Genomic DNA, 23118 nt, shown 5'->3' on the forward strand with positions numbered 1-23118 from the left:
AACACCTTTTTGATCAGGTGGTTGACGCCGCTTCTTCGTCCAAACCCGTAGGCTTTTCCTCGAAGCGAGCCGGCCATATTAGCCGACTTTTTCACTTCGTCAACACCTTTTTGAAGAGGTTTTTGACGCCCTGCTGCTTGCCGTGAAGGCGTTGCGTCAGGGGAGGGAAAGTATGGCCCCCAATCGCCCAATTGGGAAGAGGGTGTGAAAACTTTTTTCACTCTTTCGTCGCGGAGGCGCTGTCACGCCGTTGCCTGCCCCTACAAGCGCGTATTCAGTCGGTAGCGGCCAGCGTGGCCCACGGAATCTATATATAGAGAGAGCGGGCCGCTGGTGCCGCAGTGCCCTTGGCCCGGCTCCGTCTCCAGAACCGGGCAGGCAATCTCATGCGGCTACGAGCTGTACCCGGGCGAAGGTGCGCTTGCCGACCTGCAGGACGCCCTCGAAGCCGGGGGCAAAGCTCTGCTGCGGATCCTCCACCACTTCGCCAGCCACCCTCACCGCCCGCTCCTTCAACTTGCGGGTGGCCTCGGAATTGCTCGCCGTCAGGCCTGCCGCGGTCAGCAAGGCGGCGATGCGTAGCCCCTCCGCCGGCACCGCGACCTGCTGCAGCGGCAAGGCAGTGGTGTCGCCCTGCCCGGTCACCACCGCATGCCAGCCGACAATGGCCTGCTCGGCGGCAGCGGCATCATGGAAGCGGGTGGTGAGTTCGCGCGCCAGGCGCAGCTTCACCTCGCGCGGATGCAGGCTGCCGGCCTGCACCTGCTGCTGCAGCGCCTGCGCCTCGTTCACGCCGATCTCGAAGGACAGCAGCTCGATCCAGCGCCACATCAGGTCATCGCCGATCTTCATGGTCTTGGTGACGATGTCGATCGCCGGCTCGCTGATGCCGATGTAGTTGCCCAGCGACTTGGACATCTTGTTGACCCCGTCCAGGCCCTCCAGCAACGGCATCGTCAGCACGATCTGCGCCGGCTGCCCGTAATGCTCCTGCAGGCCGCGGCCCATCAACAGGTTGAACTTCTGGTCGGTACCGCCCAGCTCGACGTCGGCCTTCAGCGCCACCGAGTCGTAGCCCTGCACCAGCGGGTACAGGAACTCGTGGATGGCGATGGACTGCTGCGCGGCGTAGCGCTTGGCGAAGTCGTCGCGCTCGAGCATGCGCGCCACGGTGTGCTGGCCGGCCAGGCGGATCATGTCGGCCGCGCTCATCTGCCCGAACCATTCGGAGTTGAAGCGCACCTCGGTGCGCGTGCGGTCCAGCACCTTGAACACCTGCTCCTCGTAGGTGCGCGCATTGGCCAGCACGTCCTCGCGGGTCAGCGGCTTGCGGGTGACGTTCTTGCCGGTGGGATCGCCGATCATCCCGGTGAAGTCGCCGATTAGGAAGATCACCTGGTGCCCCAGGTCCTGGAACTGGCGCATCTTGTTCAACAGCACGGTGTGGCCGATGTGCAGGTCCGGCGCCGTGGGATCGAAGCCGGCCTTGACCCGAAGCGGGCGGCCGCTGCGCAGGCGGGCCTCCAGTTCTTCACGCTTGAGGATTTCGTCGGCACCGCGGCCGATCAGGGCAAGGGACTCTTCGATCGTGGACAAAACAGGAACTCCGGCGAATGGCGTCAACAAACGTGAATGGCGTTAAGAGCGAGTTAACCGTGCAGCCAGGTGAAAATCCGAGCCGGCTCAATGGTTTGACGCGCTGTGGAACGATGTTTATGGTAGCCGAGTTTTGAGCTCGCGCTTCGGGCTCGTGAGGAAGCCTTGATGCCCAACAGTGATCAGGAACGCGCGCGCCGGCAGCGGTTCCAGCAACGCCTTCACGTTCTCCACGACACTGCGCTGCATCGCAAGTTGAAGGAACATCTTCCCGCCGGCCGCTGGACGCGCCGCCACTGGATCCACGCCAGCCTGTTCGCCACCATCGGCGCGATGGTCGCCACCATCGTCCCGGGCTTCTCCAACGCCATCGACGTGCCGCTGCAGACCACGCAGGCGACGCTGGCACTGCCGTTGCCGCCGATCTCGCTTGCCCAGCAACAGCTGGCCGCGAACACCGACAACTGGCAGGTGGTGCGGATCGAATCCGGACAGACCCTGGGTTCGGTGTTCGAGCAACTCGGCCTTCCGGCCACGGTGATGCAGCGGGTACTCGACCATCCGGGCACCCACGACGCGCTGACCAAGCTGCGCCCGGGCGCGGAGATCGGCTTCAACCTGGCCGACGGGGGCAGCCTGCGCGCCCTGCGCTTCGACCGCGATGCCACCCACCGGGTGGAACTGTCGCTGCTCGACGACGACATCAAGGAAAAGGTGATCGAGCGCGAGACCAGCACGCGCACCGTGGTCACCAGCGGCGAGATCACCAGTTCGCTGTATGTGGCCGCGCGCAAGGCCGGGCTGTCGCCGTCGGCGATCGCCACGATGACCGACGAGATCTTCAAGTACGACATCGACTTCGACAAGGACCTGCAGCCGGGCGACCGCTTCAGCGTGGTCATGGACGAGACCTGGCGCGAAGGCGAGCGCATCGACACCAGCAAGATCCTGGCGGCGACCTTCACCACCCGCGGCAAGACCTACAGCGGCTTCCGCTTCGAGCGCGGCGGCAAGCCGGCCGAGTACTTCGACGTGACCGGGCGGCCGCTGAAGAAGAGCTTCATCCGCATGCCGGTGTCCTATAGCCGCATCAGTTCCACCTTCGGCGCGCGCAAGCATCCGGTGCTGGGCACGATGCGCATGCACAAGGGCATCGATTACGCGGCGCCGACCGGTACCCCGATCATGGCCGCCGGCGATGCGCGCGTGCAGTTCGTCGGCACCCAGCGCGGCTACGGCAACGTGGTGATCCTGGATCACGGCAAGGGCTACAGCACGCTGTACGGACACATGTCGCGCTTCGGCGGCATCAAGGCCGGCCAGCGCATCAACCAGGGCACGGTGATCGGCTACGTCGGCATGACCGGCATGGCCACCGGTCCGCACCTGCACTACGAATTCCGCGTGGACGGGGTGCAGCGCAATCCGGCCTCGGTGACGATGCCGCCGCCGACGCCGCTGGCCGGCGCCGAGCTGGCCGCGTTCCGCGCGCAGACGTCGCCGGCGCTGGCGCGCATCCAGCGTGTGGAGAAGCTGATCTACGCCGATGCCGACGCGCCGGGGGCGAAGAAGAAGAAGGTCGTCGCCTCGTCCAAGGCCGCCACCTCGCACGACGCCGGCTGAGCGCTGGCGTCCGGCTCCGCCGCGCATTGACGGGCGGCGGCGCCTGGCACACGCTGCGCCGCCGACCGCCGCCTGGTGCCTAGCATGTCTTCCCCTTCCGCCGTTCCCGACGACGCCCTGTTCCTGGGCCTGATGTCCGGCACCAGCGCCGACGGCATCGATGCCGCACTGGTGCGCTTCAGCCACGACGGACGCCCGCAGCTGCAGCTTGGCCGCACCTATGCCTGGGCACCGCAGCAGCGCGCGGCGCTGATCGCGCTGGGCGAAGGCGGCGACATCGCCTCCCTGGATGCGCTGGGGCAACTGGATGCCGAGGTCGCGATCGCCTTCGCCGAAGCGGCCTTGCGCCTGCTCGACGACGCCGGCGTGGCGCCGGGCGCGGTGCGCGCGATCGGCTCGCACGGGCAGACCGTGCGCCACCGCCCGCTGGCCGACCCCGCCTTCACCTGGCAGCTCGGCGACGGCAACCGCATCGCCGAGCTCACCGGCATCGCCACGGTCTGCGATTTCCGTCGCCGCGACGTCGCCGCCGGTGGCCACGGCGCGCCGCTGATGCCGGCCTTCCATGCGGCGATGCTGGGGGCGGCGCACGAAGACCGGGCCGTGCTCAATCTCGGCGGCATCGGCAACCTGACCCTGCTGCCGGCGCACGGCGCGGTGCGCGGCTTCGACACCGGACCGGCCAACGCGCTGCTCGATGCCTGGTGCCAGCGCCATCGCGGCCAGCCCTACGATGCCGGCGGCGCGTTTGCCGCCAGCGGTGAGGTGGACGCCGGCCTGCTGCAGCGGCTGCTGGCCGACCCGTGGTTCGCGCTGCCGCCGCCCAAGAGCACTGGGCGCGAGCAATTCCACCTGCGCTGGCTGGAGGCCTGCCTGGACACGCCGGCGCCTGCGCCGGCCGCGGTGCAGGCGACGCTGCTGGAACTCACCGCAGCGACCGTTGCCGACGCGCTGCTCGCGCAGCAGCCGGCGACGCGGCAGTTGCTGGTGTGCGGTGGCGGCGTGCACAACCCGCTGTTGCTGGCGCGGCTGCAGGCGCGGCTGCCGGGCGTGCAGGTGCTATCGACCCAGGCGCAGGGCCTGGACCCGGACTACATCGAAGCAATGGGCTTCGCCTGGCTGGCACGGCAGACCCTGGCCGGGCTGCCGGGCAACCTGCCGTCGGTCACCGGCGCGCGCGGGCCGCGCATCCTCGGTGCGATCCACCCCGCCTGAGCGACGCGTAGACGGTCAGAAACCGCTGCCGGCCGGCAGCGCGCGCAAGGCCGCGATCGCCTCCGACAGCGCATCCACCTCGCGATGCTCGAACCCGCTGCGGACGTCGTGTTCGCTGGAGAACAGGCCCTGCTCGATCAGCGCCAGCACCGCCTGGCGCTGGGTCCAGCCGCGCGCGACGGCGATGCGGCGGATGCGTTCGAGCAGGAACGGGTCGATATCGCGCAACACAAGGTCGCTCATGCGGACTCCCGGACGGCGGCGCACACGTGCGCCGCTGCCCATCATCCCTGCCTGAGGACGCCCTTTCAATCGCTGGACGCGACCGCCTGTGGGGTCTGCTCGCGAATCCGCGGCCACAGCCAGGCCAGCAGCAGCAGGGTCGGGATCACGGTGAAGGCGCTGAGCACGAAGAAGGTGCTGTAGGAGGTGGCTTCGACGATGTAGCCGGAAACGCCGCCGACGAACTTGCCCGGCAGGTTGGCCAGCGACACCAGCAGCGCGTACTGGGTGGCAGTGAAGTTGCGGTCGGTCAGCGAGGACATGAAAGCGACCAACACGGTGCCGGCGAAGCCCTGGAACAGGTTGTCGGCGCTGAGCGCGGCGTAGAACGACCAGAGCTGGCCAGGATTGTGCGCCATCAGCAGGAACGCCAGGTTGGACAGCGCCACGCCCAGCGCGGCGACCAGCAACATGCGCCGGAAGCCGAACGCGGCTACCGCCAGGCCGCCGGCGAAGGCGCCGGCAATCCCCATCCAGACCCCGAACAGCTTGGAGACGGTAGCGATGTCGGCCTTGTCGAAGCCCGAGTCCAGGTAGAACGGGCCGGACATGACCCCGATCACCTGGTCGGGGAACTTGAACAGCCCCACGAACAGCAGCAGTGCCAATCCCAGCGCCAGGCCGTTGCTGGAAAAGAAACTGGAGATCGGCTGCCAGAACGCGCCGACCACGTCGATCCTGCGCACCACCGTCGACGCCGGCACCTCCGGCTCGCGGCACACCAGGGTGGTGACGATCGGCAGCAGCATCAGCCCGGCCATGACCAGATAGGCCAACCTCCAGTTGCCGAACTGCGCCAGGTACAGCGCACCCGCGCCGGACAGGATCAGGCCGATGCGATAGCCGAAGGTGTAGGTCGCGGCGAGCGCAGCCTGCGCCGAGGGCGGCGCGATCTCGATGCGGTAGGCGTCCACCACCGAGTCCTGGGTGGCGCCGGCGAAGGAAGCGATCAGCACCCACAGCACCAATGCGCCCACGCTCAGTTCCGGGCGGGTGAACGCCAGCGCCACCAGCCCGACGGCCACGCCCAGTTGCGAGACCAGCAGCCAGGAACGGCGCCGGCCGAGGAGCCCGAACAGCGGGAAGCGGTAGCGGTCCAGCAGCGGCGCCCACAGGAACTTGAGCAGGTAGAAGAAGCTGGCCAGGCTGATCAGGCCGATGCTGCCCAGGTCCAGGCCGACGTCGCGCAGGCGCGTGGACAGGGTCTGCGAGGCGATCAGCAGGAACGGCAGGCCGCTGCCGAAGCCCAGCAGCGCCATCGTCGCCGCCGATGGCGTGGCGAAGGCGCGCTTGATCCCGGCCCAGCCCTTGTAGGACACCGGCGCCGCGGCAGCACCGCCGCTCATTCGCGGTAGTCCACCGTGAACGGCGCATGGTCGGAGAAGCGCTGCGCGGTATAGATCGAACAGCCCTGCATGCGCTCGCGCAGCGTCGGGGTGACGAACTGGTAGTCGATGCGCCAACCGACGTCGTTGGCGCGCGCCGCGCCGCGGTTGCTCCACCAGGTGTAGTCCTGACCCTCCGGATGCAGCGCGCGGTAGGCGTCGACCCAGCCGCGGCCGCTGGCCGGGTCAGCGTCGTCGACACGGTCGGCGCACAGGCCGTTGAGCCAGTCGCGCTCGGCCGGCAGGCAGCCGGAGTTCTTCTGGTTGGACTTCCAGTTCTTGATGTCCAGCGCCGAGCGCACGATGTTCCAGTCGCCGCACAGCACGTAGTCGCGGCCGCTGCGCAGCCACTCCACCAGGATCGGCCGCAGCCAGTCCATGACCTGGAACTTGTAGCCCTGGCGCAGCTCGCCGGAGGACCCGGAGGGAATGTAGAAGGAGACCACGCTCAGGTTGCCGAAGCGCGCCTCGATGTAGCGGCCTTCCTCGTCGAACTCGGGCCAGCCCAGCCCGGTGCGCACCTCGTCCGGCTCGCGCTTGCTGTAGATGGCCACGCCGCTGTAGCCCTTCTTGGTGCTGGCGTCGCGGAACCAGACCCGGTAGCCGTCCGGCAGGAATGCCGGCCCGGCCAGCTGATGCTCCTGCGCCTTGGTCTCCTGCACGCACAGCACATCCGCCTGCTGGGTGGCGAACCACTCGAAAAAGCCCTTGGTGGCGGCCGACCGCAGGCCGTTGGCGTTGAAGCTGATGATGCGCATGGGTGAGGAGCCGGGATTGGGGATGACGGGATTTGTGAAAGCATAGCCGGTCACGCCCATGCAGCGTCCGCGCATGGGGTACGCTTTTACGAATCCCCAATCCCCAATCCCGAATCCCGGCCCCCCAATGACCGACTACCGGCAACGATTCCTGCAACTGGCCCTGGACGTGGAGGCGCTGCGCTTCGGCGAGTTCACGCTGAAGTCCGGGCGCCTCAGCCCCTACTTCTTCAATGCCGGGCGCTTCGACTCCGGCGCCAGCATGGCGCGGCTGGCGGCGTGCTACGCCGATGCGGCCGACGCCGCCGGGCTCGACTTCGACCTGCTGTTCGGCCCCGCCTACAAGGGCATCCCGTTGGCGACGGCGGTGGCCTGCGAGTACGCACGGCGCGGGCGCGACCTGCCGCTGGCGTTCAACCGCAAGGAAGCCAAGGCGCACGGCGAAGGCGGCAGCCTGATCGGCGCGCCGCTGGCCGGCCGCCGGGTGCTGATCGTGGACGACGTGATCACCGCCGGCACCGCGATCCGCGAGGCGTTGGGCATCATCCGCGCCGCCGGCGGCGAGCCGGCCGCGATCCTGGTCGCGCTGGACCGCCAGGAGATCGCCGCCGAGGACGATCGCCGCTCGGCGGCGCAGGCGGTGGCCGCCGAGGCCGGCGTTCCTGTGGTCTCGGTCGCGCATCTGGGCGACCTGCTTGCATTCATCGACGGAAACGCAGACCTTGTCGGCTTCCGCGAACCGTTGCTGGCCTACCGGGCCCGCTACGGTTGCGCTTCGTCTGGCTGACAGCAGGGGGCTGCCACGATGCCGATCCGACCACGCAATCGCGTCCTGCCGGCCGTGCTGGCGTTGCTGGCCTTGCCTGCCGCCGCGCAACAGGCGTCGGCACCGTCCAAGAAGCTCTATTGCTGGAACCAGGGCGGCCAACGCACCTGTAGCGATGCGCTGCCGCCGGAAGCGGTCAACCAGGCACGCGACGAGTTCAACGCCACCAGCGGCATGCGCAGCGCCGCCGTCGGGCGTGCGCTGAACGCCGAGGAGCGCGTGGCGGCTGCCGCCGATGCCGCGCAGCAGCGCGCCGACCAGGCCGCGCTGGAGACACGCAAGCGCACCGACCAGGCGATGCTGCTGTCGTACCAGACCGAGGACGAACTGCGCCGGGTGTTCGCCGAGCGCATCGGCATCGTCGACAACAACATCAACACCGCCCGCTACAACGTCGACAGCCTGCGCCAGGGCTTGGTCGGCCTGCTGTCCAGCGCCGGCGCGCGCGAGCTGACCGGGCAGAGCGTGCCGGCCAAGACCGCCGACGACGTGCAGCAGCGGCACCGCGCCTTGCTGTGGCAACTGCGCATGCAGAAGAACTTCGAGCAGCAACGGCTCGGCCTGGATCAGGAAATCGAGGACGTGCTGCAGCGCTATCGCGCCGCCAGAGGCAACGGCCCGGCGCCGGCCGCGACCACCGCCGGCGGCTGAGCCGCCGCGCGGCCCGGCGCCCGCACCAGGCCGGGCGCGCGGCGCTTCCTCAGAAGCTTGGCGCCAGGCCCGGCAGCACCGCCTGCAGTTGGGCGCGGAACAGCGCCTTGATCCGCTCCAGCGCCGCCGCGTTGTCGGCCTCGAAGCGCAGCACCAGCACCGGGGTGGTGTTGGAGGCGCGCACCAGCCCCCAGCCGTCCGGGAAATCGGCACGCAGGCCGTCGATGGTCAGCAGTCGCGCGCCGGCGAACGGCGAGCCGTCCTGCTGCGCCTGGGCGACCAGGTCGGCGACCAGCGCGTGGGCGTCCTGCCCGTCCACCGGCAGCTTGATCTCCGGCGTGGCCACGCTGTCGGGCAGTTCGGCCAGCACTTCCGACGGCGATTCCTCGCGCTGGGCGAGGATTTCCAGCAACCGCGCCGCCGCGTACAGGCCGTCGTCGAACCCGTACCAGCGCTCTTTGAAGAAGAAGTGGCCGCTCATCTCGCCGGCCAGCTCGGCGTCGGTCTCGCGCATCTTCGCCTTGATCAGCGAATGCCCGGTCTTCCACACCAGCGGGCTGCCGCCGTTGCGCAGCACGTAGTCGGATAGCTTGCCGGTGCACTTGACGTCGTAGATCACCAGCGCGCCGGGATTGCGTTGCAGCACATCGGCGGCGAACAGCATCAGCAGGCGGTCCGGGTAGATCACCGTGCCGTCCTTGGTGACCACGCCGAGGCGGTCGGCGTCGCCGTCGAAGGCCACGCCCAGGTCGGCGTCGAAGCGCCGCACGGTCTGCACCAGGTCCTCCAGGTTGCGCGGCTCGCTGGGGTCGGGATGGTGGTTGGGGAAGGTGCCGTCGACGTCGCAATACAGCGGCACGACCTCGGCGCCGATCGCCTCCAGCAGCCGCGGCGCCAACTCGCCGCCGACGCCGTTGCCGGCATCGGCCACGACCTTGAGCGGGCGGTCCAGCTGCACGTCGTCGGCGATGCGCTGGATGTAGTCGTCGCCGACGTCGCGCTGCTGCAGCCGGCCCGGTTCGTCGGCGGTTGGCAGGCGGCCGGCGCTGATCCGCGCATGCAGGTCGGCGATGGCGGCGCCGGACAGGGTCTCGCCGCCGACCACGATCTTGAAGCCATTGTAGTCGGCCGGGTTGTGGCTGCCGGTCACCGCCACACAGCTGCCAGCGCGCAGGTGGTACGCGGCGAAGTAGACCACCGGGGTCGGCGCCAGGCCGATGTCGGTGACATGGCAGCCTGCGCGGCGCAGGCCTTCGATCAGCGCCGCCGACAATTCCGGCCCGGACAGGCGGCCATCGCGGCCGACCACCACCTCGTTGAGCCCCTGCTCCTGCATCACCGCGCCGATCGCCTGGCCGATCAGCGCCGCAACCTGCGGGCTGAGGTCGCGGCCGACCACGCCGCGGATGTCGTAGGCGCGGAAGATCTCCGGTGCCACCGTGAATGCCGGCACCGGCTTGGCCGGCGCGGCCTCCTCGGCGGCGGACGGCGGTGGCGGCGGGGGCGGCTCCTGGCGTTGCAGGCTCTGCTGCAAGGTGTCTTCCTCGGCGGCGGCCGCGCCCGCACGGCGCACCCGCGGTTGCGGCAGGCGCCCGCGCGCGGCCAGCAACAGCAGCCCGCCCAGCACCGCGCACAGGCCGGCGACCAGCAGGCAGGGCAGTGCGCCCAGGCCCAGCGGACCGGCTTCGGTATCCGGCAGCGAGGCGACCATGCGCAGGCCGCTGTCGCCGACCGGGCGCGACATCGCGTCGGCGCGGTCGTGCAGCGCAGTGTCGCCGGCGGCGATCACGTCGTAGCTGCCCTGGCGCAGGGCCAGGTAGCCGGTGCCCGGCACCGACGCCTGCGCGACAGGATCGGTCAGCAGCGTCAGCGGCAGGCGCAGGTAGACCACCCCGGCGCTGCCGCCCAGCGGCACCGGCGCAGCCAGGCCCAGGCGCGGGCCGCCGCCATCGCGGATCACCGCACTGGCGAGCTTGCCGGTCATCAGCGCCTTCTCCAGCAGCGCCAGGCGGCCGTAGCCGAAGTGCGCCGCATCGGCGTAGCCCGGCTCCAGATCGGCTGGCAACACCTGTGCGTCCTCGGCCTGCGCCCAGTCCGTACGCAGGGCCTGGGCGGCGGTCGCGGCGTCGCCGCGGCTCAGCGCCGCTTGCACGGCCGGCTGCTGCAGGCGTTCGGACAGGCGTTTGCCCACGCCCGCCAGCGCCTGCTGGGTCTGCGTCACCGCGGCATCGCGCGCCTGCTCCAGCGTGGCGGCGGCCTGCTCGGCGCGCCATTGCTCGACCCCGCTCCAGCCGAACCAGACCACCAACAGCACCAGCAGCACCGTCAGCAGAGGCGCCACCTTGCGCAAACCCTGCGGCACCGGCCGCACTTGTGTTGCCTCGCTCATGCAGACGATCCCCTGTCAGCGCACTCCGGTATGGCCGAATCCACCCGTTCCCCTGGCGCTGTCGGCGAAAGTATCCACCACCTGCAGGGCGACGCGCACGATCGGCATCACCACCAGTTGCGCGATGCGATCGCCGGGGGCGATGGTGAAGTCCTCGCGGCCGCGGTTCCAGACGCTGATCAGCAGCGGCCCCTGGTAGTCGGCGTCGATCAGGCCGGTGCCGTTGCCGAGCACGATGCCGTGGCGGTGGCCCAGGCCCGAGCGCGGCAGCACCACCGCGCACAGCTGCGGATCGGCGATGTAGATGGACAGGCCGCTGGGGATCAGCGCGGTGTCGCCGGGCGCCAGGGTCAGCGGCGCCTCGGTGGCCGCGCGCAGGTCGAGCCCGGCGCTGGCTTCGGTGGCGTAGTCGGGCAGCGGCCAGCTGTCGCCGAAGCGCGGATCCAGCAACTTCACCTGCAGCGGATGGGGCGTGGGAGTGCTCATGCGTGCAGCCTCTGCGCGATCAGGTCCAGCAGTTGTTCGGCCAGCTGCGTCTTGGAGACCGCCGGGAAGTCGCGTTCGCCATCCTGCCAATAGGCGGTGGCCGCGTTCTGGTCGCTCTCGAAGCCGTTGCCGGCCACCCCCACCCGGTTGGCCACGATCAGGTCCAGGTGCTTGTCGGCGAGTTTGCCACGGGCGTAGCGCTCGATGTCGTGGGTCTCGGCGGCGAAGCCGACCACCAGCTTCAGCGCCTGGGTCTGCGCGGCGACCTCGGACAGGATGTCCGGGGTCCGGGTCAGCTCCAGGGTCAGGGTCTCCCCGCTCTTCTTGATCTTCTGCGCGGCCACCTGTTTTGGCGTGTAATCGGCGACCGCGGCGGTGCCGATGTAGATATCCGCCGGCAACGCGCCGAGTACCGCCTCGCGCATCTGCGCGGCCGAGCGCACGTCGATGCGCTGCACGCCGTCGGGCGTAGACAAATGCACCGGACCGCTGACCAGCACCACCTCGGCGCCCAGGCGTGCGGCGGCGGCGGCCAGCGCGTAGCCCATCTTGCCGCTGCTGCGGTTGCCCAGGTAGCGCACCGGATCCAGGTCTTCGTAGGTGGGGCCGGCGCTGATCAGCAGGCGCAGGCCGCGCAGGGCGGCAGTGCCGGTGCCAGCGCCGGAGCGCGCCGGGACGGCGGCCGCGGCCGGCGTGGCCGACGCGGCGCCCTGGTCCGCACGCCCAGCGAGCGCGGCGACGATCTGCTCCGGTTCGGCCAGGCGACCGGGGCCGGACTCGCCTTCGGCCAGCGGGCCGTCGTTCGGGCCGACCACCTGTGCGCCGCGCGCGCGCAGGGTGGCGATGTTGGCCTGGGTGGCCGGGTGCAGCCACATGCGGTGATTCATCGCCGGGCACACGGTCAGCGGTGCGGTGCTGGCCAGGCACAGCGTGCCCACCAGGTCGTCGGCCAGTCCGTGCGCCAGGCGCGCCAGCAGGTCGGCAGTGGCCGGCGCCACCACCACGTACTCGGCCCAGCGGGCCAGTTCCAGGTGGCCCATCGCCTGCTCGGCCCCGCTGTCCCATAGCGTAGTGCGGGTGAGATGACCGGACAGCGCCTGGAAGCTCAGCGGGGTGACGAACTGCTGCGCGCCGGCGGTCATCGCCACCTGCACCTCGGCGCCGGCGTCACGCAGGCGCCGCACCAATTCCAGCGCCTTGTAGGCGGCGATTCCCCCGCCGACGCACAACAGCACACGTCGCCCCTGCAGGGGCCTCTCGAAAATCGGGGTCACGTCGGGAATGTCCTACCCATACAAGGACGATTAGCTTACCCGATGGTTTTTGGCGGCCTGATACCGTTGCGCCATGTCGGCCGGCACCCTGGCGATATGCACATCTCCGACTGGCCCTGCGAAGAACGTCCCCGGGAAAAGCTGCTCGCACGCGGTCCCCGGGCCCTTTCCGACGCCGAACTGCTGGCGATCTTTCTCGGCTCCGGCCTGCCCGGCAGCGACGCGGTGCGCACCTCGCGCGACCTGCTGCAGCGGCACGGGCCATTGCGCACGCTGCTGGACCGAACACCTGGCGACCTGGTGCGCCTGCCCGGGTTGGGGCCGGCACGCGCCTGCCAGCTGTCGGCGGCGCTGGAACTGGGCCAGCGCCACCTGGCCGCGGAACTGCAGCGCGGCGACACCCTCAGCAACCCGGTCGCCGCCGGCCGCTACTTCGCGCAACGCCTGCGGTCGCGTCCATACGAGGTGTTCGCCGCGCTGTTCCTGGATACCCGGCACCGCTGGCTGGCCTTCGAGGAACTGTTCCAGGGCACCGTGGACGGTGCCGAGGTGCATCCGCGCGAGGTGGTCCGGCGGGCGCTCACGCTCAATGCCGCCGCGGTGATCATCGGCCACAACCACCCGTCCGGAAACCCGGAGCCCTCGCCTGCCGACCGCGCGGTCACCGAGCGGCTGAAACAGGCGCTGGACCTGATCGACGTGCGCCTGCTGGACCACTTCATCGTCGGCGACGGCGTGCCGGTCTCGATGGCCTCGCGCGGCTGGGCCTGAATCGAGGCGGGTGACTGGCCGCGCCATGCCGGTGTGGTGCGGATCCCGGCGAGGCCGGCCATGATCCACCCAGGCGGGCAGCGGATCCGGGGCGCGCTCGCACGGCGGTCGCCGCGTCACGGCTGAGGTCGGGCTGAACCCGGGACGGGCCGGGAGGCGGCGGGTCGGGTAAAATCGCCGGTTCCGCGCTTCAAGCAGAGATCTCGTGAAATCCCAACTCCGCGCCCTGATCGGTCAAGGCATCGAAGCCTTGCGCGCCAATGGCACCCTGCCGGCCGACACCCTGCCGCCGGACTTCGTGGTCGAGCGGCCCAAGACCCGCGAGCACGGCGACTTCGCCACCAACGCGGCGATGCTGCTGGCCAAGGCCGCGCGCACCAATCCGCGCGCCCTCGCCCAGCAGCTGGTGGACGCGCTGCCGGCCAACGACGACGTGAGCAAGGTCGAGATCGCCGGCCCCGGCTTCATCAATTTCCACCTCGGCCCGGGCGCCTACCAGCGCGAGGTGCTGGCCGTGCTCAAGCAGGGCGAGGACTACGGCCGCAGCCTGGTCGGCAACGGCCGCACCGTGGGCGTGGAATACGTCTCGGCCAACCCGACCGGGCCGCTGCACGTCGGCCACGGCCGCGCCGCGGCCATCGGCGACTGCCTGGCGCGCCTGCTCGAGGCCAACGGCTGGAACGCCAAGCGCGAGTTTTACTACAACGACGGCGGCAACCAGATCGAGAACCTGGCCCGCTCGGTGCAGGCGCGCGCCCAGGGCAAGACCCCGGACAGCCCCGACTGGCCGGAGGAAGGCTACCGCGGCGACTACATCCAGGACGTGGCCGACGCCTACATGGCCGGCGCCGCGGTCGACCTGGAGGGCCACGTGGTCAGCGGCGCCAAGGACCCGCAGGACCTGGACGCGATCCGCCGCTTCGCCGTGGCCTATCTGCGCAACGAGCAGAACCACGACCTGGCCGCGTTCGGCGTGGATTTCGACATCTACTTCCTGGAAAGCTCGCTGTACCGCGACGGCAAGGTCGAGGAGGCGGTGCAGAAGCTGATCGCCTCCGGCCACACCTACGAGGACGGCGGTGCGCTGTGGCTGAAATCCACCGATTTCGGCGACGACAAGGACCGCGTGATGCGCAAGTCCGACGGCAGCTACACCTATTTCGTGCCGGACGTGGCCTATCACCTGAGCAAGTGGCAGCGCGGCTACGTGCGCGCCATCACCGAGCTGGGCGCCGACCACCACGGCTCGCTGGCGCGCGTGCGCGCCGGCCTGCAGGCGATGGACCTGGGCATCCCCAAGGGCTGGCCGGAGTACGTGCTGCACCAGATGGTCACGGTGATGCGCGGCGGCGAGGAAGTGAAGCTGTCCAAGCGCGCCGGCAGCTACCTGACCCTGCGCGACCTGATCGAGGAAGCCGGCCGCGACGCCACGCGCTGGTTCCTGATCGCGCGCAAGCCCGATTCGCAGCTCACCTTCGACATCGACCTGGCACGTCAGCAGAGCAACGACAACCCGGTGTTCTACGTGCAGTATGCGCATGCCCGCGTGTGCAGCCTGCTGCGTCAGGCGCAGGAGAAGAAGCTGGACTACGACCAGGCCGACGGCCAGGCGCAGCTGAACCGGCTGAACGACGCGACCTCGCTGGAGCTGATGCAGGAACTCTCGCGCTACCCGGAAGTGGTGGAGAATGCGGGGCATGCATTGGAGCCTCATCTGATCGCGCAATACCTGCGCGAACTGGCCACGGCCTTCCACACCTGGTACCACGGCACCCCGGTGCTGGTGGACGACGCCGGCGAACGCAACGCCAAGCTGACCCTGGCGGTGGCGGCGCAGCAGGTCCTGGCGAACGGTCTGAATCTCCTGGGCGTCTCGGCCCCGGAAAAAATGTGAGTGGAGAAGCGGTAAATGGCAGCACGACGCGGTAAGACCCAGGCCCGGCGCAACACCGGCAACGGCACGCCCGGATGGGTGTGGCTGATCGCCGGCGCGGCGATCGCCGCGGTGGTATTCCTCGGCGCGCCGGGCCTGTTCAAGAAGGATGGCGACTTCCTGCGCGTGGGCGGCCCGCGCGCCAATCCGGATGCGCAACCGGCACCGGTGGCCGATGCCGACGTCGACGCGGCCCCGGATCTGCCCAAGCCCGCCGCCAACGCGGCCGGCAGCACCAAGCCGGAGGCGAAGAAGGACGCGCAGACCCAGTACGACTTCTACACCCTGCTGCCCGGCAAGGAAGTGCAGATGTCCGACGCCGAACTGGCTGCCAGCGCGCGCGCCGAGGCGGTTCGCCAGGCCAAGGCGCAGGCTGCCGCAGGTGCGACGGCCACCGCGACCGGGACCACCCCGGCAGCGGCCACTGCCGCGCCGACGGCGACCGCGGCCAATCCGACACCGCTGCCGGAAACACCGAGCGTGGCGGCCAGCACTGCCCCCGCCGCCGCCAAGCCGGCAACCGCCACGGCAACGCCGGCCGCGACCACCACACCGGCGGCTGCCGCCGCGACCGCAGCGCCCGACACCGCGCGCTACATCCTGCAGGCCGGCTCGTTCGGCGCCTCCGGCGACGCCGAGTCGACCAAGGCCAAGCTGGCGATGCTGGGCCTGACGGCACGCGTGGAATCGGCGCAGATCAGCGGCAAGACCGTCTACCGTGTGCGCATGGGCCCCTATGGCACCGCCAGCGAGCTGGCCGAGGCCAAGCAGAAGTTGAACGGCAGCGGGCTGTCGGCGATCGCGATCAAGGCGCAGTAGAGCCGGGATTCGGGAATCGGGATTCGGGAATGGGTGAAGCGGCCTCCGTGTCGTTCTTGCGTGTGCGTGTGTGATGCGTCGCCGCCGCCGACGTGAGCCACCCAGGCCCTGATCTGAAGCGGCGGCTCGATGACAGCGGCCTGCCGGCGACCGCGAGCAGGGCGTAGCAAGGCAGGGAAACTGGAGAGGCGAGCGCCGCTCCGTTCCATGCGACAGGTAGGCGCATCACGGCGCGTTGGATGTGTGCGCTGTCGCGCGGGCGCTGGCCCGCAATCAAGCATCTACGCTGACTTGCTTCGAAGGCATACGGCGCTGTCGACGCGCGCGACCGCGCTTTGCTTTTACCATTCCCGATTCCCCACTCCCCATTCCCGGCCCCCCAATGACCCAGACTGCTCTGATCACCGGCGCCACCTCCGGTTTCGGCGCTGCCGCCGTGCGCCGCTTCGTCGATGCCGGCTGGCGCGTGATCGCCACCGGCCGCCGCGCCGAGCGCCTGCAGCCGCTGCTGGACGCCTTCGGCGCCGAGCGCGTGCACATCGCCGCCTTCGACATCCGCGACACCGACGCGCTGGACGCGATGCTGGCGGCGCTGCCCGAGGCGTTCCGCGGCATCGACCTGCTGGTGAACAACGCCGGCCTGGCCCAGGGCACCGCGCCGGCGCAGGCCGCGCAACTGGACGACTGGCGCACGATGATCGACACCAACATCACCGCGCTGGTGACGCTGACCCATCGCCTGCTGCCGACGCTGATCCAGCGTCGCGGCGCGATCATCAACATCAGTTCGGTCGCCGCGCTGTATCCCTACCCGGGCGGCAACACCTACGGCGGCACCAAGGCCTTCGTCAGCCAGTTCTCGCTGGGCCTGCGCTCGGATCTGCATGGCACCGGCGTGCGCGTCACCGCGATCGAACCAGGCATGGCCGAGACCGAGTTCACCCTGGTCCGCACCCATGGCGACCAGAAGGCCTCGGATACGCTCTACCAGGGCGCGCAGCCGATGACCGCCGAGGACATCGCCGAACAGATCTTCTGGGTGGCGACGCTGCCGCCGCATCTGAACATCAATCGGCTGGAAATCATGCCGGTGACGCAGTCCTTCGCCGGCTTCCAGGTCGCGCGGCAACCGGCCTGACGGGCCGCGGGGCCGCCACGCGCGGCCCCACCACGTCTCTCCGCGCGCACCTGCGCAGCGAAGGCGCTCTGCCACCCATGCGGCAAAGACGGGCGCCTATCGCGCGGCGACTGGCGATTCCGACAACCCCTTAACGAAATGATATAACATCACTTAGATGGAGCCGCGTTCGTGCATCGGACCGCGCACCACCGCTCGCCCGCAGCCCCGCCGCTGCCGCCAGTCTCCACTCCCTTGTCCGCAGACACCATGAAGACCTACACCCACGCCCTCGCCGTGCTGGCCGGGCTCGCGGCCGGTGACGGCGCCGCGCAGACGTCGACCGACACCACCACCACCCTCGGCACGGTGGAAGCGCGGCGCCACAGCGCCGCTTCTCTGTCCACCCGCAACATCCTCAGTTCGGTCGACGTGCTCGGCAGCGAGCAGATCAGCGACAAGCACGTCATGAACAGCTGGGAGCTGCTCGGGCAGATGCCCGGCATGCAGCTCACCGAAACCCGGCAGGGCGCCGAATCCGGCAAGGTCACCTTCCGCGCCTTCAACGGCGAGGGCTACATCAACGGCATCAAGGTGCTGATCGACGGCGTGCCGAGCAACGTCAACAGCGGCAACCAGCGCTTCATCGACATGATCTTCCCGCTGGAGATCGCCTACATCGAGGTGGTGCGCGGCACCAACGATCCGCGCTACGGCCTGCACAACATCGGCGGCAACTTCAACATCGCCACCCGCCAGGGCGGCAACTACCAGGACCTGCGGCTGAGCTATGGCAGCTTCGCCACGCGCGAACTGCAGTATGCCGCCGGCCATGAGGCCGATGGCCTGGCGCAGAACTACTTCGTCGGCGCGCAGGCCGCGCACGGCTACCGCCAGCACGACAGCTCGCGCAAGTACACGCTCGGCGGCAAATGGTTCTACGGCGAAGACGACGATGCCGCACGCATCGGCCTGATCACCCGCCTCTACCACCACGAGGCCGACGAACCGGGCTTCCTCACCGCCTCCGAGCTGGCCGAGGACCGCGAGCAGTCGCCGCCGAAGAACGCCCACGACGGCGACGACCGCGACATGCGCCAGGCCAGCGTGCATGCCGACTTCAAGCTCGGCGACGGCCTGCAACTGCGCAACACGCTGTACCTCAACCGCTACCAGGACGACCGCCGCGTCACCTTCACCAGCTACCCGCTCGGCAACGCGCCGCGGCAACGCCGGCAATGGGACGAAACCCAGACCGGTCTGCTCAGCACCGTCAGCTGGCAGGCCAGCGATCTGCTGAGCGTGGAAGGCGGCCTCAACGCCGAACACCAGGACAACCGTTATCGGCGCTCGCGCTATGCCTACAGCGTACCGACCGATTTCGATCGCGCCCCGGCGCGCGTGCAGAACGACGACCGCTACAGCCTGGACAACCTCGGCCTGTACCTGCAGGCGGTGCTGCAGCCGACCGATGCGCTGAAGATCGTGCCGGCGTTCCGCGCCGATCGCTTCTCCGGCGAGACCGCACTGCCCGGCGGCGTGCATGCGCCGCTGCAGCGCTACGGCTGGATCGACCAGCCCAAGCTCAGCGTGATCTACGCGCTGACCCCGAACTTGAGCGTGTACGCCAACTGGGGCCGCACCTTCCAGATCCTCACCGGCTCGACCGCGCCGGCCTACCTGACGCCCGGGCAAAGTGCGTTCCGGCCCTCGATCAATACCGGCAAGGAACTGGGCCTGAAACTGCAGCCGGTGGCCGGCACCGAAGCGCGCGTGGCGGTCTGGCGTCAGGACGCCACAGACGAAGTGGCCAACATGCCCAGCACCGGCACCACGGTCGGCCTCGGCCAGACCCGCCGGCAGGGCGTGGACCTGCAGCTGAGCACGCAACTGGGCGAGCGCTGGACGCTGTGGCTGTCGCACGCGGTCCAGGAAGCCAAGGTGGTCAGCGCCTTCACCGCGACCGGCGAGTCGCTGCGCGGACGCGAGGTGTTCTCCACCCCGCGCTACATCAGCAACGCCGGCCTCGACTACCGGCCCGACGCGCGCTGGAAGTTGGGGCTGCAGGCGCGCGCGCAGGGCGACTATTACATCGACGAACGCAATACCCAGGGCAAGTACGGCGGCTTCCACGTGGTCGATGCCAGCGTGCGCTACCAGCTCAGCCCGCGCAGCAGCGTCGATCTGCAGGTCAAGAATCTCACCGACGCCCGCTACGCCTACGTCTGGTACGACAATTTCTTCTGGGGCGGCAACGACCAGCCGATGTTCTCGCCAGCGCCCGGACGCTCGGCCTACCTCGGGTTCGAACTGCGGCTGTAGGGCCCCTTGCATCACCTGTATACGCCACGGCTTGCTGCGTAGGAGCGGCTTCAGCCGCGACGGGCTTCACCGGGAACGCCCCTGTCGCGGCTGAAGCCGCTCCTACGGGACGCGTCCCAGGATGAGGAAAGGTGCCAGGTAGCGGCTGTTGCCAGGCCAAGGACGGCCATGCAGTCACTGGACGCAGCATTCGACGCATGTGCTACGGTTCCAGGCGTCGCCAGCCTTCGCGCAAGCCTCCCGCTCGTTCACAGGAGTGCTTTGCGATGACCTCGTCCGCTTCTTTCGACCTCGTCGTCTTCCGTTTCCAGGAGACGCCGCGATGACCGATTTCGTCACCGACGCAGCGCAGTTGCAGGACTGCGTGGGCCGCCTGCCCGGCCCGCGCGACATGAAGGTGATCGACCACCTGGACGCGCATGCGCTGCGCTGGCTGGCCGCCAGCCCCCTGCTGTTCGCCGGCGTCGCCGGCCAGCGCCTGGCGCTGAGCGCAGGCAGCGGCGCGCCCGGCTTCGCGCGCGGCGACACCCCGCACCTGCTGTCGCTCCCGCTGCAGGCGCTGGACGCTGCCGACACGCACGTCGGCGCGGGTTTCGGTTCGCTGTTCCTGGTGCCCGGCCTGGGCGAAACGCTGCGGATCAATGGCCGCATCGCCGGCGACGACGGCACGCGCGTGTTCGTCGCCGTCGAGGAATGCTATCTGCACTGCGCCAAGGCGCTGCTCCGCGCCGACTGGTGGCACGCGGAGACACAGACCGACGCCACGCCGCCGGAGACGCCAGAAGGATTTCTCGCCGATTGCCGGCTGCTGATCCTGGCCACCGCCGATGCCGAGGGCCGCGTCGATGTCAGCCCGCGCGGCGATCGCGCCGGGGCCTTGCTGCAAGCGCATCGGGACGCCTGGTGGTTCGCCGACCGGCCGGGCAATCGCCGTGTCGACAGCCTTGGCAATCTGCTCGCGCGGCCGCAGCTCGCGCTGCTGGCGCTGCGACCCGGCAGCGCACGCTGCGTGCGCATCGAAGGGCTCGCCCGCCCCAGCACCGACGAGGCGATCCGCAACGCGCTCGCCGTCGATGGGCGCATTCCACATCTGGCGGTGCGGGTGCTGCCGGCGGTGCTCGACGACATGCACAGCCCTGCGCTAGGTCGCTTCGACCGTTGGCCGCCCGCCGCCACCGCACACGACTTGGACCCGCCAGCGATCTTCCGCGACCACGTCCGGCTCAGCGGCGTGCGCGGCGCACAGGCCACGCTGCTGCGCGCGGCGGTCTCGGTGCCCGGCGTGGTGCGCAAAGGACTGCAAGCCGATTACAAGAAAAACATGTACTGAGCAGGCGACGCCGCCGGCTCACCCTGCTGCGTCGACCACGCCGGGTGCGCTGAGGTGATGCACGGCATAGCGCTGTGCATCGTCGTCTGCCGGCGGCAAGTCGCGCCACAGCCGAAAGCGCAGCCGTGTCCATCCCTGCGGTTCGTAGCCGTGCACCGTGGCCAGCACGCGTTGGTCAGGCGCGTGCATTTCGTCAGTGTCGTTTCCGCAGGCAGGCGATGGTGCCGGAAGCGCGCGGGTGGCGTAGCGCGCCGTGCGCAGCGCCGCGGACGTCCACGCAGTGTCGACCATCCACGCCTGCACCGCCGGACGGCCGAAGGCATCGCACAGCGCGGCGAACGCGGGACCGGCAAGGAACGCGTGCATCGCCGCAGCATCGCGCCAGAGATAGAACGGCGCATACAGGTTCTGTTCGCCGGGCAGGACCGGATCGGCGCGATCGGCGACCAGATAGGCCTTGAACTGCAGCCCGGGCAGCGTGTCGAGCAATGGTCCTTTGGCGGCGATGCGGCGGCGGACGATGGCCATGTCGTAGTCCGCCGGCAACGCGATGCTGTACTGCATGGCGATCATGCCGGCAACGATGCCGGCGCGGCCGCCGCCGAAGGACCAGTCCTGCGCGGCGGTGGTGACGATGGTGACCATCACGTCCTCCGTTGAAATTCCCGGGGCGATCGCCAGCAGTTCGACCAGGCGCCGATAGAACGCCTGCTTGCAGGCGGCGCTGCGGTCGCGGCCGGCGGTGATGGCGATCAGCACGAAGCGATCCGAGCGCGGTCCACCCAGGTAGTGGCGGTCGAACACCAGTTCGTCCGGGTCGTGCTGATGGATGACCTGGAAACAGTCGCCGGCCGGCACCTCGAAGGCCTCGTGCATGGCCTGGTAGAGGCTGGCCGACAGCGCACGCAGGTAGGCGGGCGGGTGGCCACGCAGCAGCGAGATGCGGGCGTACGGCATCAGCGCGTCTCCGGCATGGCCGGCCGCGACGCGGCGGCGGTGCGCAGCAACGGCAGTGCGGACGCCGCGCACGGCCAACCGGCGTAGAACGCCAGGTGGGTGATGGCTTCGGCCAGGGTGTCGCGGTCCAGACCGTTGTCCAGCGCGCGGGCCAGGTGCAGCGGCAACTGCTCCAGGCGGGACAGCGCCACCAGCGCCGCCAAGGTGATCAGGCTGCGTTCGCGTGGCGACAGCCCGGGGCGCTGCCACACCTCGCCGAACAACACCTCGTCGGTGAGGCGGGCGAAGGCCGGCGCGATGTCGCCGAACGCGGCCTGCGGGGAAGGAAACGGTGCACCAGGGTCGGACATCGGAGGTCTCGCAGTGGGAACGGGCACAGCGTAGGCGCGCAGGACCTTGCGAAAAATCGGAAAATATCGAAATGACCATCCGGAAAAACAGGATCGACCGATGCGCCCGGTGACCTTCGATCTCGATGCGCTGCGCAGCTTCGTCGCCGGCGTGGAACTGGGCAGCTTCGCCAGGGCGGCCGACCGCCGCGGGCGCTCCACCTCGGCGATCAGCGCGCAGTTGAAGAAGCTGGAGAAACAGGCCGGGCAGCCGGTGCTGCGCCGCCAGGGCCGCGGCCTGGCCCTGACCGAGGCCGGCGAAGCCTTGCTGGGCTACGCGCGACGGCTGCTCGAGCTCAACGACGAGGCGGTCGTGGCGCTGCAGGACACGGCCCTGCAGGGCTGGGTGCGGCTGGGCCTGCAGGAGGATTTCGGCGAACACATGCTGCCCGACGTGCTGGGACGCTTCGCCCGCGCCCATCCGCAGGTGCGGATCGAAGCGCGCATCGCCCGCCACCAGGAACTGCTGGCGCGGGTCGAGGCTGGGCAACTGGACCTGGCCCTGGCCTGGGACTCCGGCGCGGCCTCGGCGCATCGGCAGGCGCAGGCGGCATGGCCGCTGCGCTGGATCGCCGCAGGCGACCACAGTGCACCGGACGTGGCCGACTGGAGCGGCGCGGCACCACTGCCACTGGTGATGCTGGAAGCCCCCTGCCTGCTGCGCACGGCCGCGACCACCGCACTGGACCGCGCCGGCATCCCGTGGCGGATCGCCTTCACCAGCGCCAGCCTCGGCGGCGTATGGGCGGCGGTGCGCGCCGGATTGGGCATCACCCTGCGCACCCCCGCCGGGGTGCCGGCCGGACTGGTCCTGCTCCCGCCCGGCACCGGCGGCCTGCCCGCGTTGCCGGCGCTAGGGCTGAGCCTGCATCGCGCGGTCGCCGTGCCGCCGCCGGCGGTGGTGCGGCTGGCGGAGATCCTGCAACAGCGCCTGCAGGCGGCGCATGCAACCCTGGCCGGGGATGGGTGACGCATCCCGCGCGCTTACTTGCCGC

The 23118-nt window shown here is 69.8% G+C and carries 21 protein-coding genes and 1 pseudogene; 11 read left to right on the plus strand and 11 right to left on the minus strand.

Annotation, left to right across the window (positions count from 1 at the left end):
- Both GGR71_RS20915 and tyrS read right to left on the minus strand, forming a co-directional pair.
- The coding region (locus tag GGR71_RS20915) for a hypothetical protein (protein ID WP_221237702.1) at positions 1–221 on the minus strand (221 nt) is incomplete at its 3' end.
- A 163-nt stretch (positions 222–384) separates the two neighbouring features.
- Complete coding sequence (tyrS, locus tag GGR71_RS14890) at positions 385–1596, minus strand: tyrosine--tRNA ligase (RefSeq protein ID WP_160962638.1); 1212 nt, start codon at positions 1594–1596, stop codon at positions 385–387.
- A gap of 168 nt (positions 1597–1764) precedes the next feature.
- Here tyrS and GGR71_RS14895 point away from each other — a divergent pair, with 168 nt between their 5' ends.
- Positions 1765–3219, plus strand: a complete 1455-nt coding sequence (locus tag GGR71_RS14895) for a peptidoglycan DD-metalloendopeptidase family protein (protein WP_160962636.1) — start codon at positions 1765–1767, stop codon at positions 3217–3219.
- A gap of 84 nt (positions 3220–3303) precedes the next feature.
- Positions 3304–4434 (plus strand): anhydro-N-acetylmuramic acid kinase, encoded by a 1131-nt coding sequence (locus tag GGR71_RS14900; protein WP_160962634.1) that lies wholly within the window; start codon positions 3304–3306, stop codon positions 4432–4434.
- A gap of 15 nt (positions 4435–4449) precedes the next feature.
- Here GGR71_RS14900 and GGR71_RS14905 read toward each other — a convergent pair whose 3' ends face one another.
- From GGR71_RS14905 to GGR71_RS14915, 3 genes are all read right to left on the minus strand, one after another.
- A complete protein-coding gene (locus GGR71_RS14905; RefSeq protein WP_026143529.1) occupies positions 4450–4677 on the minus strand; it encodes a hypothetical protein in 228 nt (75 codons plus the stop codon).
- Positions 4678–4742: 65 nt separating this feature from the next.
- Complete coding sequence (locus tag GGR71_RS14910; RefSeq protein ID WP_160962632.1) at positions 4743–6062, minus strand: AmpG family muropeptide MFS transporter; 1320 nt, start codon at positions 6060–6062, stop codon at positions 4743–4745.
- Positions 6059–6859 (minus strand): exodeoxyribonuclease III, encoded by an 801-nt coding sequence (locus tag GGR71_RS14915; protein WP_160962630.1) that lies wholly within the window; start codon positions 6857–6859, stop codon positions 6059–6061. Before GGR71_RS14915 ends, GGR71_RS14910 begins: the two co-directional genes overlap by 4 nt.
- A 127-nt stretch (positions 6860–6986) precedes the next feature.
- Between GGR71_RS14915 and pyrE the strand changes: the two genes are divergently transcribed.
- Together pyrE and GGR71_RS14925 are read left to right on the plus strand one after the other, a co-directional pair.
- Positions 6987–7646 (plus strand): orotate phosphoribosyltransferase, encoded by a 660-nt coding sequence (gene pyrE, locus GGR71_RS14920; RefSeq protein WP_160962628.1) that lies wholly within the window; start codon positions 6987–6989, stop codon positions 7644–7646.
- 18 nt (positions 7647–7664) lie between these two features.
- Positions 7665–8336, plus strand: coding sequence for a hypothetical protein (locus GGR71_RS14925; RefSeq protein ID WP_184452080.1), 672 nt, complete (start codon positions 7665–7667; stop codon positions 8334–8336).
- Between the two features lie 49 nt (positions 8337–8385).
- On the opposite strand, the gene GGR71_RS14930 is transcribed toward GGR71_RS14925, so the two are convergent.
- The 3 genes from GGR71_RS14930 to coaBC are packed head-to-tail and all read right to left on the minus strand — an operon-like array spanning position 8386 to position 12485.
- Positions 8386–10725 (minus strand): phosphomannomutase/phosphoglucomutase, encoded by a 2340-nt coding sequence (locus GGR71_RS14930; RefSeq protein ID WP_160962626.1) that lies wholly within the window; start codon positions 10723–10725, stop codon positions 8386–8388.
- Positions 10726–10740: 15 nt separating this feature from the next.
- The gene (gene dut / locus GGR71_RS14935; RefSeq protein WP_048491565.1) at positions 10741–11211 is read right to left on the minus strand and encodes a dUTP diphosphatase; all 471 of its coding nucleotides are present in this window, start codon (positions 11209–11211) and stop codon (positions 10741–10743) included.
- A complete protein-coding gene (gene coaBC / locus GGR71_RS14940; RefSeq protein ID WP_184452082.1) occupies positions 11208–12485 on the minus strand; it encodes a bifunctional phosphopantothenoylcysteine decarboxylase/phosphopantothenate--cysteine ligase CoaBC in 1278 nt (425 codons plus the stop codon). Before coaBC ends, dut begins: the two co-directional genes overlap by 4 nt.
- A gap of 96 nt (positions 12486–12581) precedes the next feature.
- On the opposite strand from coaBC, the gene radC reads away from it, so the two are divergent.
- The 6 genes from radC (at position 12582) to GGR71_RS14970 (ending at position 20777) form a co-directional block, all read left to right on the plus strand.
- Complete coding sequence (gene radC / locus GGR71_RS14945) at positions 12582–13256, plus strand: RadC family protein (protein WP_048491563.1); 675 nt, start codon at positions 12582–12584, stop codon at positions 13254–13256.
- Between the two features lie 205 nt (positions 13257–13461).
- Positions 13462–15150, plus strand: coding sequence for an arginine--tRNA ligase (argS, locus tag GGR71_RS14950; RefSeq protein ID WP_160962624.1), 1689 nt, complete (start codon positions 13462–13464; stop codon positions 15148–15150).
- A gap of 15 nt (positions 15151–15165) precedes the next feature.
- Entirely contained in the window at positions 15166–16008 is an 843-nt protein-coding gene (locus GGR71_RS14955) for an SPOR domain-containing protein (RefSeq protein ID WP_160962622.1), read from the plus strand.
- Positions 16009–16390: 382 nt separating this feature from the next.
- Entirely contained in the window at positions 16391–17146 is a 756-nt protein-coding gene (locus GGR71_RS14960; protein WP_017917008.1) for an SDR family NAD(P)-dependent oxidoreductase, read from the plus strand.
- 249 nt (positions 17147–17395) lie between these two features.
- Entirely contained in the window at positions 17396–19447 is a 2052-nt protein-coding gene (locus tag GGR71_RS14965) for a TonB-dependent receptor (RefSeq protein ID WP_160962644.1), read from the plus strand.
- A gap of 322 nt (positions 19448–19769) precedes the next feature.
- Positions 19770–20777, plus strand: a complete 1008-nt coding sequence (locus tag GGR71_RS14970) for a pyridoxamine 5'-phosphate oxidase family protein (protein ID WP_184452085.1) — start codon at positions 19770–19772, stop codon at positions 20775–20777.
- Between the two features lie 18 nt (positions 20778–20795).
- On the opposite strand, the gene GGR71_RS14975 is transcribed toward GGR71_RS14970, so the two are convergent.
- The 3 genes and pseudogenes from GGR71_RS14975 to GGR71_RS14985 form a co-directional block, all read right to left on the minus strand.
- Entirely contained in the window at positions 20796–21350 is a 555-nt protein-coding gene (locus tag GGR71_RS14975; RefSeq protein WP_184452128.1) for a DUF4865 family protein, read from the minus strand.
- Positions 21351–21389: 39 nt separating this feature from the next.
- A pseudogene (locus GGR71_RS14980) lies at positions 21390–21734 on the minus strand (tautomerase family protein); the annotation flags it as partial.
- Positions 21734–22084 (minus strand): carboxymuconolactone decarboxylase family protein, encoded by a 351-nt coding sequence (locus tag GGR71_RS14985; protein WP_160962616.1) that lies wholly within the window; start codon positions 22082–22084, stop codon positions 21734–21736. The pseudogene GGR71_RS14980 and the gene GGR71_RS14985, both read right to left, overlap by 1 nt.
- A 100-nt stretch (positions 22085–22184) precedes the next feature.
- Here GGR71_RS14985 and GGR71_RS14990 point away from each other — a divergent pair, with 100 nt between their 5' ends.
- The gene (locus GGR71_RS14990) at positions 22185–23093 is read left to right on the plus strand and encodes a LysR substrate-binding domain-containing protein (RefSeq protein ID WP_160962614.1); all 909 of its coding nucleotides are present in this window, start codon (positions 22185–22187) and stop codon (positions 23091–23093) included.
- Positions 23094–23118 lie beyond the last annotated feature (25 nt).

The sequence above is a fragment of the Xanthomonas sp. F1 genome (assembly GCF_014199855.1).

Coding starts and splice junctions, on each gene's coding strand:
- GGR71_RS14895 (WP_160962636.1), top strand. CDS start 1,765: ATGCCCAACAGTGATCAGGAACGCGCGCGCCGGCAGCGGTTCCAGCAA.
- GGR71_RS14900 (WP_160962634.1), top strand. CDS start 3,304: ATGTCTTCCCCTTCCGCCGTTCCCGACGACGCCCTGTTCCTGGGCCTG.
- GGR71_RS14905 (WP_026143529.1), bottom strand. CDS start 4,677: ATGAGCGACCTTGTGTTGCGCGATATCGACCCGTTCCTGCTCGAACGC.
- GGR71_RS14910 (WP_160962632.1), bottom strand. CDS start 6,062: ATGAGCGGCGGTGCTGCCGCGGCGCCGGTGTCCTACAAGGGCTGGGCC.
- GGR71_RS14915 (WP_160962630.1), bottom strand. CDS start 6,859: ATGCGCATCATCAGCTTCAACGCCAACGGCCTGCGGTCGGCCGCCACC.
- pyrE (WP_160962628.1), top strand. CDS start 6,987: ATGACCGACTACCGGCAACGATTCCTGCAACTGGCCCTGGACGTGGAG.
- GGR71_RS14925 (WP_184452080.1), top strand. CDS start 7,665: ATGCCGATCCGACCACGCAATCGCGTCCTGCCGGCCGTGCTGGCGTTG.
- GGR71_RS14930 (WP_160962626.1), bottom strand. CDS start 10,725: ATGAGCGAGGCAACACAAGTGCGGCCGGTGCCGCAGGGTTTGCGCAAG.
- dut (WP_048491565.1), bottom strand. CDS start 11,211: ATGAGCACTCCCACGCCCCATCCGCTGCAGGTGAAGTTGCTGGATCCG.
- radC (WP_048491563.1), top strand. CDS start 12,582: ATGCACATCTCCGACTGGCCCTGCGAAGAACGTCCCCGGGAAAAGCTG.
- GGR71_RS14955 (WP_160962622.1), top strand. CDS start 15,166: ATGGCAGCACGACGCGGTAAGACCCAGGCCCGGCGCAACACCGGCAAC.
- GGR71_RS14960 (WP_017917008.1), top strand. CDS start 16,391: ATGACCCAGACTGCTCTGATCACCGGCGCCACCTCCGGTTTCGGCGCT.
- GGR71_RS14965 (WP_160962644.1), top strand. CDS start 17,396: ATGAAGACCTACACCCACGCCCTCGCCGTGCTGGCCGGGCTCGCGGCC.
- GGR71_RS14970 (WP_184452085.1), top strand. CDS start 19,770: ATGACCGATTTCGTCACCGACGCAGCGCAGTTGCAGGACTGCGTGGGC.
- GGR71_RS14975 (WP_184452128.1), bottom strand. CDS start 21,350: ATGATCGCCATGCAGTACAGCATCGCGTTGCCGGCGGACTACGACATG.
- GGR71_RS14985 (WP_160962616.1), bottom strand. CDS start 22,084: ATGTCCGACCCTGGTGCACCGTTTCCTTCCCCGCAGGCCGCGTTCGGC.
- GGR71_RS14990 (WP_160962614.1), top strand. CDS start 22,185: ATGCGCCCGGTGACCTTCGATCTCGATGCGCTGCGCAGCTTCGTCGCC.